At 43.9% G+C, this 13,624-nt stretch carries 10 protein-coding genes; 7 read left to right on the top strand and 3 right to left on the bottom strand.

The genetic code is table 11. The features are described from left to right. The first annotated feature begins 5 nt into the window (after positions 1 to 5). Positions 6 to 479, top strand: coding sequence for a DinB family protein (locus ACFPIB_RS10065; RefSeq protein ID WP_378017324.1), 474 nt, complete (start codon positions 6 to 8; stop codon positions 477 to 479). Between the two features lie 170 nt (positions 480 to 649). Here ACFPIB_RS10065 and ACFPIB_RS10060 read toward each other — a convergent pair whose 3' ends face one another. Together ACFPIB_RS10060 and ACFPIB_RS10055 are read right to left on the bottom strand one after the other, a co-directional pair. Beyond that, positions 650 to 1,462, bottom strand: coding sequence for a DUF4382 domain-containing protein (locus ACFPIB_RS10060; protein WP_378017323.1), 813 nt, complete (start codon positions 1,460 to 1,462; stop codon positions 650 to 652). A 485-nt stretch (positions 1,463 to 1,947) separates the two neighbouring features. Then, positions 1,948 to 4,923 carry an AsmA family protein gene (locus ACFPIB_RS10055; protein ID WP_378017322.1) on the bottom strand — a complete coding sequence of 992 codons (2,976 nt, stop codon included), beginning with the start codon at positions 4,921 to 4,923 and terminating at the stop codon, positions 1,948 to 1,950. A 232-nt stretch (positions 4,924 to 5,155) separates the two neighbouring features. On the opposite strand from ACFPIB_RS10055, the gene ACFPIB_RS10050 reads away from it, so the two are divergent. Next, positions 5,156 to 6,172: a PorP/SprF family type IX secretion system membrane protein gene (locus ACFPIB_RS10050; RefSeq protein ID WP_378017321.1), complete on the top strand. Its 1,017-nt coding sequence runs from the start codon at positions 5,156 to 5,158 to the stop codon at positions 6,170 to 6,172. A gap of 66 nt (positions 6,173 to 6,238) precedes the next feature. Further along, a complete protein-coding gene (gldJ, locus tag ACFPIB_RS10045) occupies positions 6,239 to 7,423 on the top strand; it encodes a gliding motility lipoprotein GldJ (RefSeq protein WP_378017320.1) in 1,185 nt (394 codons plus the stop codon). Positions 7,424 to 7,570: 147 nt separating this feature from the next. Here gldJ and ACFPIB_RS10040 read toward each other — a convergent pair whose 3' ends face one another. Continuing rightward, a complete protein-coding gene (locus tag ACFPIB_RS10040) occupies positions 7,571 to 8,260 on the bottom strand; it encodes a ComF family protein (RefSeq protein ID WP_378017319.1) in 690 nt (229 codons plus the stop codon). A 104-nt stretch (positions 8,261 to 8,364) separates the two neighbouring features. On the opposite strand from ACFPIB_RS10040, the gene ACFPIB_RS10035 reads away from it, so the two are divergent. The 4 genes from ACFPIB_RS10035 (at position 8,365) to ACFPIB_RS10020 (ending at position 13,620) form a co-directional block, all read left to right on the top strand. Continuing rightward, complete coding sequence (locus ACFPIB_RS10035) at positions 8,365 to 8,706, top strand: carboxymuconolactone decarboxylase family protein (RefSeq protein WP_378017318.1); 342 nt, start codon at positions 8,365 to 8,367, stop codon at positions 8,704 to 8,706. Positions 8,707 to 9,029: 323 nt separating this feature from the next. Continuing rightward, a complete protein-coding gene (locus tag ACFPIB_RS10030; protein WP_378017317.1) occupies positions 9,030 to 9,401 on the top strand; it encodes a hypothetical protein in 372 nt (123 codons plus the stop codon). Beyond that, positions 9,382 to 10,146, top strand: coding sequence for an exodeoxyribonuclease III (locus ACFPIB_RS10025; RefSeq protein WP_378017316.1), 765 nt, complete (start codon positions 9,382 to 9,384; stop codon positions 10,144 to 10,146). Before ACFPIB_RS10030 ends, ACFPIB_RS10025 begins: the two co-directional genes overlap by 20 nt. A 153-nt stretch (positions 10,147 to 10,299) precedes the next feature. Beyond that, entirely contained in the window at positions 10,300 to 13,620 is a 3,321-nt protein-coding gene (locus ACFPIB_RS10020) for a DUF4175 family protein (RefSeq protein WP_378017315.1), read from the top strand. The last annotated feature ends 4 nt before the right edge of the window (positions 13,621 to 13,624 follow it).

The following is a 13,624-nucleotide window of genomic DNA, read 5'->3' as shown; positions in this document are numbered from 1 at the left end:
AAATTATGTGGAGTACCTTACAAAAATACGCTGAATACAACATCTGGGCAAACGACCGCCTGCTGAATCATATAAACCAACTGCCCGGTGAAGCCCCCGCACAAGCCCTGAAACTTTTCAGCCACGTGTTGAATGCCCAGGCTATCTGGATCGCACGCATGACGGATACGGTTTGCCCGGTAAAAGTCTGGCAGGAACATACCCTGGAAGAACTCCGCACTTTGCACGAAGACACTTCGCATAAACTTTACGACCTGTTGAAAGATGCCGATCTGGAAGAATTTAATAGGGAAATAAAATACACTAATTCGCAGGGAATGGCTTATACCAACCGCGTCTGCGACATTTTTACGCACGTTTTCAACCATTGCACGTACCACCGCGCGCAGGTTGCTACCAACTTGCGCCAGAATGGTTTCGAACCGATCAACACCGATTACATTACTTATGTGCGCATAAAAACCGGACAACCGGTTTAGATTTTCGATTTTTCGAGTTTCGAATGTTCGAATTTCAATAAATAAAAATGCCGCTCCGAAATTATTTCGGAGCGGCATTTTTATATTTATCTGGTTATCGAACAATCGAAACTCGAAAATTCAAACAGTCTAAAAACGGGCACTTTTTATGTGGAAAACGATAGCGTTTCCTAGTTCATATCTACATTTACAGTAGTAACAGCGTTATTCGTAACTACCACACCTCCAATGGTTTTCTTTTGGTTTGGTGCGTAGAAATCAACATTGTAAATGCCACCGGTCAGGCCTTTTATCAGGTAATTCCCATTGGCATCGGTAAAGCCACCAATGGTATCGATTACGCCATTAGCACCCGGAGCAGTTTCTATCACATGGATCTCGTTGTCAGCCATTGCAGGTGTTACATTCCCGCGAATGCCGCCGGCTATAGCTTCCGTAATGGTACGAATTACCGGTTTCAGGTTATAACCACCGTTTCCTTTAGCAACAATAGATTTAGCTGCATCGAAATCTAATAAAACCACATACGTTACGTCCGGAACCAGATCAGCATCAATTTTTACTTTCAGGCCGGAAGTCTGGCCGCTAGGCGTTTTAAGAGCATGCGAGGAACCGTCTTTCAGTACCAGGGTATTATTTTCGCCCAGAATTAAACGGATCTGCGAAATATGACCGGCAGGAAGATTGGAAGCCGCTAAAAGGGTATCCTTTCCGTTGGAAAAATCAAGCAGGTTGTAAACGCCCGGATTAATATTACTTAGCGTAGTCCAGCCATTGGAGTTATTGTCAGCATTGGCATCGGTATGAATTTCTACGCCACGAATATCAATCAGAACCTTATCGTAATCGCCGGGAGCATCGGTCAGGCGTACTTCCATGCGGGAAGTTCCGGTAGCTTTATCATCGTCGTTTTTGTCGCAGGCGCTAAAGCCTAAAGTTAAACCCAGCAGCAATGCTGGCAACATAAATTTTGCTTTCTTCATTTCTCAGTTTGTTTGGGTGAAATAGATTTCGGGAAATAACCGCTATACGTGAAACCAGCAAAAGGTTATAAACGCATCCAATTACATTTCCCTTGATCTATGAAATAAAACCAAAACAAAAATTCAGCCGAAATTGTATCTAATGGTTTCAGTAGCAATTTTTTTTTTGTGAACGTGGCAAAAAGCCGCAAAACAAAGTATTCAGACTACAATATTATTTATTGAATATATGAGTTTTTAGACCTAAAAGAATAGCGTTTTCATTAACCCAGACTTCTGAAGTTGGCCTGATCTTTACAAACTACAAGAAAGAAATTCTAAAATAAGGCTTTTCTGATGCAATAATAATTTCGGACTTTTTAAGCCTGAAACTATAGCGTTTTTGAATGTAATGATTGTGGAAAACCAATAAAAAAAGGTCCCGGAATTTCTTCCGGAACCTTTACTTATTGAGGCAAAAACAATAGCGTTTTTATGTGGAAAACTTAGCGTTTGAAGATACCTTTCAGTTTGTTTTCCGCTTCTTTCTTCAGTTTATCTTCAGCTTCTTTGCGTTTCTTTTCCATTTCCTGGCGGGCTTTTTCTTCGGCTTCTTGCTTGCGGCGGTCCAGTTCGCGCTGTAAGCTATCCTGCGCAGCCTGACGTTTTACATTGAGCTTTTCTTTCTCTGTATTCAGGCGGGAAGTTACCACGTCTTTCACCATTTCTTTAGCCTGAGCTTTTGCGCTGCCGCCGGCTAAAGCTATTTTCGGATCGTCCATGGTTCCGCCAACTTTCAGGTTAAGCGTTACGCGTTCGGCACCTTTGTAATCTTTCATGCCGGCAAACGAAGAAAGTTTCTGGTTCAGGGCGCTGCCTACTTTTCCGGTTGGCACATCCATGGCCACGCCGTAATCCATGATGCCGCTCAGGTTGTTCGTTCCGCCTACGGTCATGTTCATATCGCCTACTTTAATATCGAAAGGCTTCACTACCAGGTTTCCGTTCAGGATCTCGGCGGCAATGTCTTTGTTTTCCACCACGAAATTCTGCACTTCCTTGAAGTTGGTCGTTTCGCCGATCTTGTTGAGCACTTTAATATTCTTTACTACCGCGCGTACCACTTCAATAACGCCTTTACCAGTCATGGTTCCCATCACCGGCATCATATCCTGGCCAAGTTCGCCGGCAAAAGCAAAGTTTGTAGAGAATTTACCTTCCAGGAATTTGGAAATAGGCGCCAGTTTCTGAATGGTTTCGAAGGCGTTGAAAGCTTCTTTGAAATCGAGGTTTTTAATATCCAGGTCGAAGGTGAATTTCGGATGGGCAAGGCTTTGGGTATTGTAAGAACCGTTGGTTACAAACGCGCCGCCAAGCGTGTTGAAAGCCAGGTTCTGAAGTTTCGCGGTTTTGTCTTTAATAATTACGCCGCCTTTCATGTTCTGCAGTTTCAGGTTGTCGTAAAGCACTTCATTTACTGTAGCATTCAGCACAAAATCGATGTTGCCCGGCACTTCTACCACACCCGTTGCTTCCGTAGGCGATTGCTGTGCTACCGGCTGACCGGAATATTCATCTACCATCCACTCATTTACATCGAAACGCTTGGAAGAAACGTTCATGGTTCCGCGCAAAGGCTGGTTTTCGGCAAACATATAACCCATATAGTTTGAAATGGTACCGTTTACCTGCACATCGCTTTTCCCCACAAAGCCGCTCATGTTCTGCACGTTTATCTTTTCATTGTTGAAGCTGGCATCGGCGGTGGTAACTTTCATACCCTGAGGCAGATCCTTGCTTACGAACGTAAGTTTATCCACATGCATGGAGCCGCTGGAAACAATGTTACCGTACTTTTCTGCTTCAATATCAGCCATCTTTCCTTTGGTTTTGATATCGGCTTTTATACGACCGGTTAAAGTCATGCCTTCCAGCGGGAAAATTTTGGTCATCTTAGTCAGATCGATCGTTCCTTTTACATCCGCATCGAAAACCGGCTTGTCAATGCCTTTCACGTACACGCGGCCGCCCAGCGGTTCGCCTTCCAGCAGCATTTTAAAGTTCTCGATCTTGATCTCGGTATCGTCGGTGTTGCCGGTGGCATTCAGCACATTTACCAGCGCGTTCAGGTTTTCGATAGGAGCGGGGAAGTCTTTTGATTTTACGTAGCCGTTGGCCAGGTTCAGGTTGGCAGTCATTACCGGCATTTGCTTGGCTGAATAGGTTCCTTTGGCGTTTGCATCAACTTTTAATAAACCGCGCAACGTCATGCCTTCCACCGGAAACACTTTGGTCATTTCGTTCAGATCGATGTTCGCTTTCAGATTTCCGTCTACTTTCATCGGGTCCAAGCCATTAATAACCGCTTTGGCATCAACCGGATTTTTACCCAGATCTAAGTGAAACTTACGTACTTGCACGTTGGTGTTGTTGATGATGCCGTCCTTATTATCCACACTCATGTCTACGTTAATATTGGTAGCAGCCTGCGGAAGATCGGGGTATTTGAACATGGCATTGGTAACTTTCAGATTCGTACCAAAACCCGGCATTGAAGTTTCGTTGAAGCGGCCTTTTACATAACCATCAAACGCCAGCTTGCCATCGGTTTTCACATCTTTAAACTGTTCCGTGTACATACCCGGCACCAAAGAAAGAATGGTCTTGAAATCGGTATCCAAGGCTTTGAATGTCAGGTCAAGGTCAATGTCGCTTCCCGGCATGAGAATAGAACCGGCAAAATCCATCGCAAAATCGTTGATCTTGAATTTATTGTCTTTGAACGTGTAAAGCGATTTATCCAGGTCCATGGCCAGCGTTACATCTGCATCCAGTTTTTTGTTTGTAATGTAATTCACCCCGTCGTAGGTCATGGTAAAGCCTTCGGAAGTAGTTTTAGAAACCATATCGAACACGCTCTTCTCAAAATCGCCGGAGCCGGTGTGGTTCATTTTAAGCAGCTGCACCGAAAATGGTAGGCTTAAGTCTTCATAAACTAACTTGCCATTTTCCACTTCCCATTTTTCCATAGCCATGCTGAAATCGGAAGTTGCGGTGTCGGGTTCGCCTTCGGTTGGAATAGCTTTGTAAATATCCCAGTTGGCTTTGCCGCTTTTCAGAACTTTCAGTTTAATGTTCGGTTCGGTGAGTTTTATAGATTTTATTTTCAACTGATCGCCGGAAATAACGCTCATCAGGTCCAGGCCCATGCGGAATTGTGGCAGATAAGCCAGCGTGTCGCGCTGAAAAGAATCTACACCCACAACGGCCAGATTATCGATGTTCAGCCCTAAATTCGGGAACGTACTGAAAATGCTAACGCCAATATCGTCGGCTTTATAAATTACTTTGGCGTCTACGTTCTTGGCAATTTCCTTGTCTACTATTTCCTTGATCTTGTCTTTAAAAAGCACCGGAATTAGCGCGGCGGCAGCAATTAAGACAACCAGGAAAATGGCAAAACCAATAAATACTTTTTTCATCTTTTTAGATAGCGTTTGCTTATACTTTGCGAAAGTGTGAAATTAGCTAAAATTTTAGCACAACAATTTATCCGGAAGCCTTACGAAAAAAACCAGTTTTGTTTCGGGTTTTAAATACGAAACTACTTTTGGCTGGCGTTTTATTAGCGTTTTTCTGTAGTTCTTTCCGGGCAGATCTTCTGCTTCAGAGTTTTTCAATCAATTTATATACCGTTTTTTAGCTGGTTTTAGTATGCGCGTTTGGCGGAAGGTGAAATTTTTTCTGGGTAGCCTGCTTTTTATGAGCAGTGCCGCTTACGCCCAGGATGCGCATTTCTCGCAGCAATACGCTACTAAGCTTAGACTGAACCCGGCCTTTGTAGGTTTAACCGGCGAAAATAATATAACTGCCGCGTACCGCAGCCAATGGTCCACGTTGCCCGGCGCCTATATTACCAATCACCTTTCCGGCGAAATGCGGTTTGGCGAAAGCAAAAGTTCGGGCGGCATTTTATTGATGCACGACAAAGCCGGAAGCTCTGCCTTTACAACATTCGAGTTAAGCGGCGTTTACGGATATCATACGAAGATCTCGAAAAACTTTGCGGTAAGTGCGGGTATGCAGGCAACCTATGGTTCCCGGAAAATAGATTTTGGCTCGTTAACTTTCGGCGATCAGCTTTCTGACGACGGTTTACAAAGTGAAACATCTCAGGAAAGCAATATTTATTTCGACCCGGTGAAATATGTGAGTTTAGCAGCCGGCGGCGTTTTGTATAACGACCAGCTCTGGCTCAGCATAAGTACTTTCCACATGAATCAACCGGATCTGGGCTTTACGCAGGAATCAAGGTTGCCCTTAAAAGTAGTGGTAAACACGGGTTATAAATTCTACGCCAGCACGCGGGTTTCGCAGAATAAGTTTTACGAATTAAGTTTTACGCCAACCGTTACTTACACCCGCCAGGACCCTTTCAGCAAAATAGACCTGGGCTTTTATACTTTATATACGCCGGTTACCGTTGGTATTTTATACCGCGGTTTAGAATTTGGCGGACAATATGAGCAAAGTGCAGTTTTTATTGCCGGCCTGCAGTTGAACCAATTTAAGTTTGCTTACAGTTATGACCTCGGATTGAGCGGTTTAAGTTCCAGTTCGGGTGGTACGCACGAAATTTCTCTGGCATTTGAGCAGAACGATCTCACAAAAATATTCCGGGCAAGAGCAACAAATAAAAAATACCTTCAAATAGCTTGTCCGGCGTTTTGATTTTTTGTATTATTGCAAATTATATTCTGTTAGAAAACCATTTTATTATCAGGTACCTTTAATTTTATGAATCTTTTCAAGTATCTAACCATCGCAGCGACCGGCGTAGTGCTGTTGTCTTCCTGCAACAAAGGCGGCAATCCGACCAGCACCAACCCGGGTGATGCCAGTACCGCAACCGGTATTGCGTATAACGAGGATGAAGGCTTCCAGGTAGCAGATTATTCCGGCCAGCCTGAAGGCCCGGGTCTGGTATTCATTGAAGGCGGCCGTACCACGCTGGGTTCCATGGAAGAAGACATGGGTATGACCCGCGACAACCTGGAAAGAACCGTAACGATTGCATCTTTTTACATGGATGAAGCAGAAGTTGCGAACATTCACTGGTTAGAATATCTATATTTCATCAAGAAAGACTCTTCAGAAGAATTCTATCGTTCTTCTTTACCAGATACTACTGTTTGGGCCCGTCAGTTATCCTTTAACGATCCTTACGTAGATCATTACCTGCGTTATCCAGGTTTCCGTTTCTTCCCGGTTGTAGGTGTTAGCTGGGAACAGGCGAACGACTATTGTACCTGGAGAACGGCTAAAGTTAACCAGAACCTGGCGAAAGAAGCTGGTGTAGAAATTCCGGAAGGAACAGGCCGTATTCCATTAGAATCTGGCGTAGTGCTTCCAAACTACCGTCTCCCTACAGAAGCGGAGTGGGAATATGCTGCAATCGCGATGATCGGTACCCAATATACTGACGATGAAAACCAGGCGAATAAACGTATCTATCCTTGGGATGGCCACCAGGTTCGTAACCCATATGGCAAAAACATGGGTCAGTTCTTAGCAAACTTCAAACGCGGTCGTGGTGACTATGCTGGTATTGCAGGTTCCCTGAACGATGGTGCGATGATCACAGAATATATTTACAACTACCCTCCAAACGATTACGGTCTGTACAATATGGCAGGTAACGTAAACGAGTGGGTACAGGATTTATACCGTCCAAACTCATTCCAGGATATGGAAGACCTGAACCCGTTCCGTCGTAATGGTTACTTAGATGAAGCCAAAAACTACGATAAAGCTGGTTTCCAGTCACTGGTAGATGATAAAGTTCGCGTTTACAAAGGTGGTTCATGGAAAGACGTAGCTTACTGGTTATCTCCAGGTACCCGTCGTTTCATGGCCCAGGATTCAGCTACTGCAACAATCGGTTTCCGTTGCGCGATGATCAACGCTGGTTCTAACAAGTAATTAAAAGCATTCATAAATAAAAAAGCCTGGCCAATTGGTCGGGCTTTTTTTATGGGTTTTAGTTTGGAAATTCTGTAATGCAGGGTTTAACCCTACGACTACGGCGATTAATTTACTCTGCCTTTTAACGCATAAAACCCTACCGTTCTAAGCAGCTGCAATAGTTGCTATGCTTAAACTCTTACAGCCATGCTCTATTAACTCCTGTCCGCAAGCTTCTAAGGTGGCACCGGTAGTAAGTACATCGTCTACCAGCAAGATCCTTTTTTCTTTAATTTCTTCAGGCTTTAAAACGCTGAAAATTTTATCTACGTTTTCCCAACGGTCAAATCGGCTTTTTTTGGTTTGCGTACTGCTTTCGGCAACGCGGTTCAACACCTGATTATTCCAGGGAATTTCCAGTGCTTCGCTTAAGCCTTTCGCAAATTTATCAGATTGATTATAACCTCTTTTTTTGAGTTTCCGGTAGTATAAAGGCACCGGCACAATAAGATCAAATTTCTGGTTGTAGCCCGACTTTTGAAGCTCAAAACCATACCATTTTCCCAGCAATTGCCCGATCTCCGGAACGTTCTTGTATTTCAGACTATGCAATAAATTCTGTACCCGGCCGGCCCGTACAAACGTTAAGTAAGAGAGCGCGTTTTCAATATTGATCCGGCCATAGAAACGGTTCGAAAGCGGATTTTCTAAGGGAGAAAGCAAATGATAATTGGTGTAGGGAAGTTTCAGGCGACAGGAAGTACACACCATATTCTCTCCGTGCGAGAGCGTTTCGCTGCACGCGTAGCAGATCTCCGGATAAACCAGCGCTAAAAGATCAGAAATAGCCTTCATAAAATATCCTCCCATCTGTTTCGTTTCTGAAAAACAACTTTTTTAACGTATCTTTATTAGTTAGCGGAATTCCATCCGCTTCAACCTCAAATTTTAAGATTTACATGAGTCAGGTTAAAGAATTCAACGATTACCGGCAGAAAATGAATGAAAAAATCATGCAAGCCGACAATAAAGTTATTAAACGCTTTTTCAACTTAGATACCAATGCTTACGCCGAAGGTGCCATTGATGTTAAAACCAAAGAGATGCTGGGCCTTGCCTGCTCTATGGTTCTGCGTTGCGACGATTGCATTAAATACCACTTAGGCAAATGCTTCGAATGCGGTTTAACCGACGACGAAGTGTACGAAGTTTTCGCCATTGCAAACCTTATTGGCGGCTCCATTGTGATTCCGCATTTCCGGAGAGCAGTGGAGTATTGGGAGGAATTAAAAACGGCTTAAAAGCATTAAAGAGATACTGGTATTTAGATATTAGTATCTCGACATTTTACTGTGGAAAGCATAGCGTTTTTGAGGATCAAATTCAAATATAATAAACCACTACCCAGAATGTCATTCTGAAAGAAACTTCTGACTTAGGAGCACAGAAATCACAAGGTTCTTTCAGAATAATAGATAAGTAGAAAGCTAAACATGATAGATATAATATAAAAATCGCTATAGTTTTCAACCTAAAAACTCAATATAACATGTGGAAATCGAAAAGTATTTCAACAGAAACAATTTCAATTCTCCACAACTTCAAATTTTCAAATTAAAACAAAATGGACTTTTTCGAAAGTAAATCAGATGTAGATCTGGATGTGCGCTGGCAGGACCTGCGGCTCGATCTGCAACAGAAATTCGGTAAACGTCCGGACCTGAACGCGATTCTTTTTCTGATCGGCATTCAGGAGTTAGGGCAGGGGATAACCGAATTCACCAAAGAACAAAAACAGGACCTGATGCACATTGCTACCTGCAAGGTTTTCAGCTTGTCGGGATTTTATGAATTAGAGCGCGTAGATGAAGATGGCTGGCCGCATTACAAATCGGTGAAGCCAATTCCGCCGGGACATTTAAAAGCTCAGGAGCGGATGCTCAAATGGCATATTGTAGAATATTTTGATCAGTTAAATGAAGATTATCAGTTATAACGTAAACGGAATTCGCTCGGCGTTGAGCAAAGGTTTTTTAGAATGGCTTCAGGCCACCAACGCCGATGTGGTTTGTCTGCAGGAAATTAAATGCTGCGACGACAAGATCGACAAAACCATTTTCCATAAGCTGGGTTATGAAGTACACTGGCACCCGGCAGTGAAAAAAGGCTACAGCGGTGTGGCCATTCTTTCTAAAGTGGCGCCGAAGAAAGTGGAAGTTGGCTGCGGAATGGAAGTTTACGACAACGAAGGCCGCGTGCTGCGTATCGATTTCGATGGTTTCTCCGTTCTGAACGTATATATGCCGTCGGGCTCCAGCGGCGATGAACGCCAGGATTTTAAAATGCGCTGGCTAACCGATTTCCACGAATATGCGAACAAACTGAAAACCGAATTACCAGGCTTGGTTATTTGCGGCGATTACAACATTTGCCACCAACCGATCGATATTCATAACCCGAAATCGAACGCGAACAGCTCGGGCTTTTTACCGGAAGAACGCGATTGGTTTTCGAAATTCTTGGCAACGGGCTTTACCGATACGTTCCGGCACTTCAACAAAGAGCCGCATAATTATACTTGGTGGAGTTACCGCGCCGGCGCCAGAGGCAAGAATTTAGGCTGGCGCATCGATTATTTATTGGCTACCGATAACCTGAAAGAAAAGCTGAAACGCGCCGCAATTTTGCCAGAAGCCAAGCATTCGGACCATTGTCCGGTAATGCTGGAGCTGGAACACTAAGAAAACTGAGCTGTGGAAAACGCTATACTTTAAGGGCTTAAAAGTCGTTTTAATTAACGTGGGAAATTAGCCGAAAACTGAGAAATCAGAAAGTAGCAAATACTTGAAAATCAGCTTTAAATTATTACTTCAACGATTTGAATTCATACAGTTATGCAACCTGAAGAAAGCCTGAACAATCTCCTGTTTCAGCTGCAGGCCTTTAAGAAAAAATTCTACCTGAATCTGTTGATAAAGGGTGCGATCTTTTCGGTGGGCTTGCTGGCTACCTTTTTCCTGCTGTATAACCTGCTCGAATATTATTTCTATTTCCCCAACGTTGTCCGGGCGTTTTTACTTTTTAGCTTCATAGGTATAGCGTTTTACTCGGCGTGGCACTGGCTTTGGGTTCCGGTATTAGCGTTGGCCGATCTGAAGAAAGTTTTATCGGATGAAGAAGCGGCGGCGAAAGTGGGAGGGTTTTATCCAGAGATCCGTGACAAACTGTTAAACACTATTCAGCTGCGGAATTTAAGCATGACCAACGATCTTATTGCGGCCAGTTTAAGCCAGAAAGCTTCGCAGTTCCGGGGAGTAGAATTTAAGGAAAGCATTAAGCTGAGCGAAAACCGGCCGTTGCTGAAATATGTGTTGGTGCCAATGGCAATAGTGTTAGGCATTCTGTTGATCTATCCAAGCATCTTTGTGCAGGGCACCGAACGCATCGTGAATTTTAAGCAATTCTATGCGCCGCCGGCTCCGTTTGAATTCGTAATTCAAAATGAAGACCTGAAAGCGTATAAGAATGAAGACTTTCAATTGAAGGTAAACGTGAAGGGAAAAACGCTGCCGAACCAGGTTTCGATTGTGTATAATGGCCGGGAACAGCTGTTGAAAAAGGTTAGCGCCGACGAATACGTTTTCGACTTCCGGAACCTACAAAAGCCTGTGGATTTTCAGTTAGCTGGATCCGGGTTTTTCTCCGATGAATATGCGCTGGAATTACTTGCAAGGCCAAACCTGAAAGATTTCAAAGTAGTTATCAACTACCCAACTTACCTCAAAAAAGCTTCGGAAACGGTAGAAAATTCCGGCAATTTAACCGTTCCGGAAGGCAGTTTATTAACGTGGAATTTCGATGCGGATGAAACGGAGAAACTAACCTTAGCTTTCCAGAATCCGGACCAGGTGGTAACGGCCGAAGAAGACGATGACCAGTTTCAGGTTTCGAAAAAGATAATGCAAAGCCAGGCTTACCAGGTTCAGTTGCAAAATCAATACGGCGAGAATAAAGATGAGATCAGCTACCAGTTAACGACCATTCCAGATCGGGCGCCGGATATTTCTTTGGAGAATTTCAACGATACCACGCTTTACCAATTCTTAGTGGTGGGCGGCAGCATTTCCGATGATTATGGTTTAACTCGCTTGAATTTGAATTATCGCATAACCAATCCGCGCAACGGCCAAACCAATTCGGCTTATAAAGCGAAAGCCATTCATTTCGATCCGCAGCAGGTTAGCCAAACATATTTCCATAAGTGGGATATTACAAACCTAAAACTTCAGCCGGGTGACCAGTTAGAATACTTTGTGCAGGTTTGGGATAACGATGGGTTGCACGGCAGCAAATCGGCAAAAACGCGTACGCAGACCTTTAAACTGCCGAGCCGTCAGGATATGAAAGAGGAACTGGCCGCCAACGCGAAATCGGTGCAAAGCCAGCTTTCTCAGACGCTGGAGCAAACCTTGAAGCAGAAAGAAGAACTGAACAAGACCGAAGATAAATTCAAACTTAAAAAAGAACTTACCTGGCAGGATAAAAAGCAGCTTCAGGATCTGGTTGATAAGAAAAAACAGCTTGAGAAGGATCTGGAAGCGCTGCAGCAAATGAACGACCAGCTGAACAAGCAGGAAAACCGTTTCGACGAAAAGAGCCAGGAATTAGCCGAAAAAAGCAAAGAACTGCAGAAGCTGATGAACGAATTGCTCGATCCGGAAACGAAAAAGCTATACGAAGAGCTCGAAAAACTGCTTCAGGAAAAACGCCAGAACGACCCGGAACTTCAGAAGTTATTAGACAAGCTCAATAATAAAGAGAATACCTTAGAGAAAGAACTGGAACGCGCTTTAGAGCTTTTCAAGCAATTACAATTTGAGCAGAAACTGGAAACTACCCAGAAACAGCTGGAGCAAATAGCTAAAGAGCAGGAAAAGCTTGCGGAGAAAACCGAAGAAAAGAAAGCTGATTCAGAGCAATTAAAGAAAGAGCAGGAGCAACTGAATAAAGAATTTCAGGATGTAAAGAAAGATATTGACGAACTGCAGAAGCTGGATAAAGATCTGAAAGGCGAAAACGATATGGACCAGTCCGACCAGGATCAGGAAGATATTGAAAAAGACCAGCAGGATTCGCAGGAATCGTTAGAGAAAAACCAAAGCAAGAAAGCTTCGAAATCGCAGAAAAGCGCGGCCCAGAAAATGGAAAAACTGGCTAAGAAGATGGAGCAAAGCAAAAAAAGCCAGGATATGGAAGAAGCCCAGGAAAACCTCGACGACCTGCGCGCCATCCTGGAAAACCTGTTGAAACTCTCTTTCGATGAAGAAGCTTTGATGAAAGATTTCCGGGCCGTAAACCAATCCGATCCGCGTTTCGTGGCGCTGGGGCAGCAGCAATTAAAGCTGAAAGACGACGCTAAAATGATCCAGGATAGTCTTTATGCCTTGGCCAAACGGGTATTCCAGATCCAGAGCTTTGTAACGCGCGAAGTGGGCAATATGAACCAGCACATCAATTCGGCGGTGCAGGAGATCAAGGAACGCAACGTGGGCAAAGCTACCGGCCACCAGCAAATGGCAATGACCTCTATAAATAACCTGGCGCTTATGCTAAACGATGCCTTAAAGCAAATGCAGCAGCAGATGGCCCAGCAAATGAAAGGCGACCAGACCTGCAGCAAACCGGGTGGTAAGAAGCCGAAGAAGGGAAATATGGCCCAAATGCAGTCGGAATTGAATCAAAAGATCGAAGATTTGAAAAAAGGACAGGGGCAGGGCAAATCTATGTCGGAAGAATTAGCTAAATTGGCTGCCCAACAGGAAGCTTTGCGCCAGGCTTTAAAAGAGCTGCAAAAGCAAGGGCAGGAGAAAGGCGAAAAGCCCGGGAACGGAAAACTCGGAGATCTGGCGATAATGATGGAACAAACCGAAACCGATCTCGTTAATAAACGACTTACAGAACAAACTATCATGCGCCAGCGGGAAATTATGACCCGTTTGCTGGAAGCAGAAAAGTCGGCCCGTGAAAGAGAACTAGATAACAAGCGCGAATCGCAGACGGCGCAGGAAAGACAAACCCCGGTTCCGCCTTCGTTCGAGAAATATTTGAAACAAAAACAAAAACAAACCGAAATTCTGAAAACCGTTTCGCCGGCTTTTTCGCCTTATTACAAGCAAGAGGTTAACGAATACTTTCAGAAACTTGGCAAAAACTAATATT

The organism is Adhaeribacter terreus (assembly GCF_042657365.1).
Classification (GTDB): Bacteria; Bacteroidota; Bacteroidia; order Cytophagales; family Hymenobacteraceae; genus Adhaeribacter_A; species Adhaeribacter_A terreus.
Note: the sequence above shows the minus strand (reverse complement) of the source record. Positions and strands in the feature narration are given on the sequence as shown.

Coding starts and splice junctions, on each gene's coding strand:
- ACFPIB_RS10065 (WP_378017324.1), top strand. CDS start 6: ATGTGGAGTACCTTACAAAAATACGCTGAATACAACATCTGGGCAAAC.
- ACFPIB_RS10060 (WP_378017323.1), bottom strand. CDS start 1,462: ATGAAGAAAGCAAAATTTATGTTGCCAGCATTGCTGCTGGGTTTAACT.
- ACFPIB_RS10055 (WP_378017322.1), bottom strand. CDS start 4,923: ATGAAAAAAGTATTTATTGGTTTTGCCATTTTCCTGGTTGTCTTAATT.
- ACFPIB_RS10050 (WP_378017321.1), top strand. CDS start 5,156: ATGCGCGTTTGGCGGAAGGTGAAATTTTTTCTGGGTAGCCTGCTTTTT.
- gldJ (WP_378017320.1), top strand. CDS start 6,239: ATGAATCTTTTCAAGTATCTAACCATCGCAGCGACCGGCGTAGTGCTG.
- ACFPIB_RS10040 (WP_378017319.1), bottom strand. CDS start 8,260: ATGAAGGCTATTTCTGATCTTTTAGCGCTGGTTTATCCGGAGATCTGC.
- ACFPIB_RS10035 (WP_378017318.1), top strand. CDS start 8,365: ATGAGTCAGGTTAAAGAATTCAACGATTACCGGCAGAAAATGAATGAA.
- ACFPIB_RS10030 (WP_378017317.1), top strand. CDS start 9,030: ATGGACTTTTTCGAAAGTAAATCAGATGTAGATCTGGATGTGCGCTGG.
- ACFPIB_RS10025 (WP_378017316.1), top strand. CDS start 9,382: ATGAAGATTATCAGTTATAACGTAAACGGAATTCGCTCGGCGTTGAGC.
- ACFPIB_RS10020 (WP_378017315.1), top strand. CDS start 10,300: ATGCAACCTGAAGAAAGCCTGAACAATCTCCTGTTTCAGCTGCAGGCC.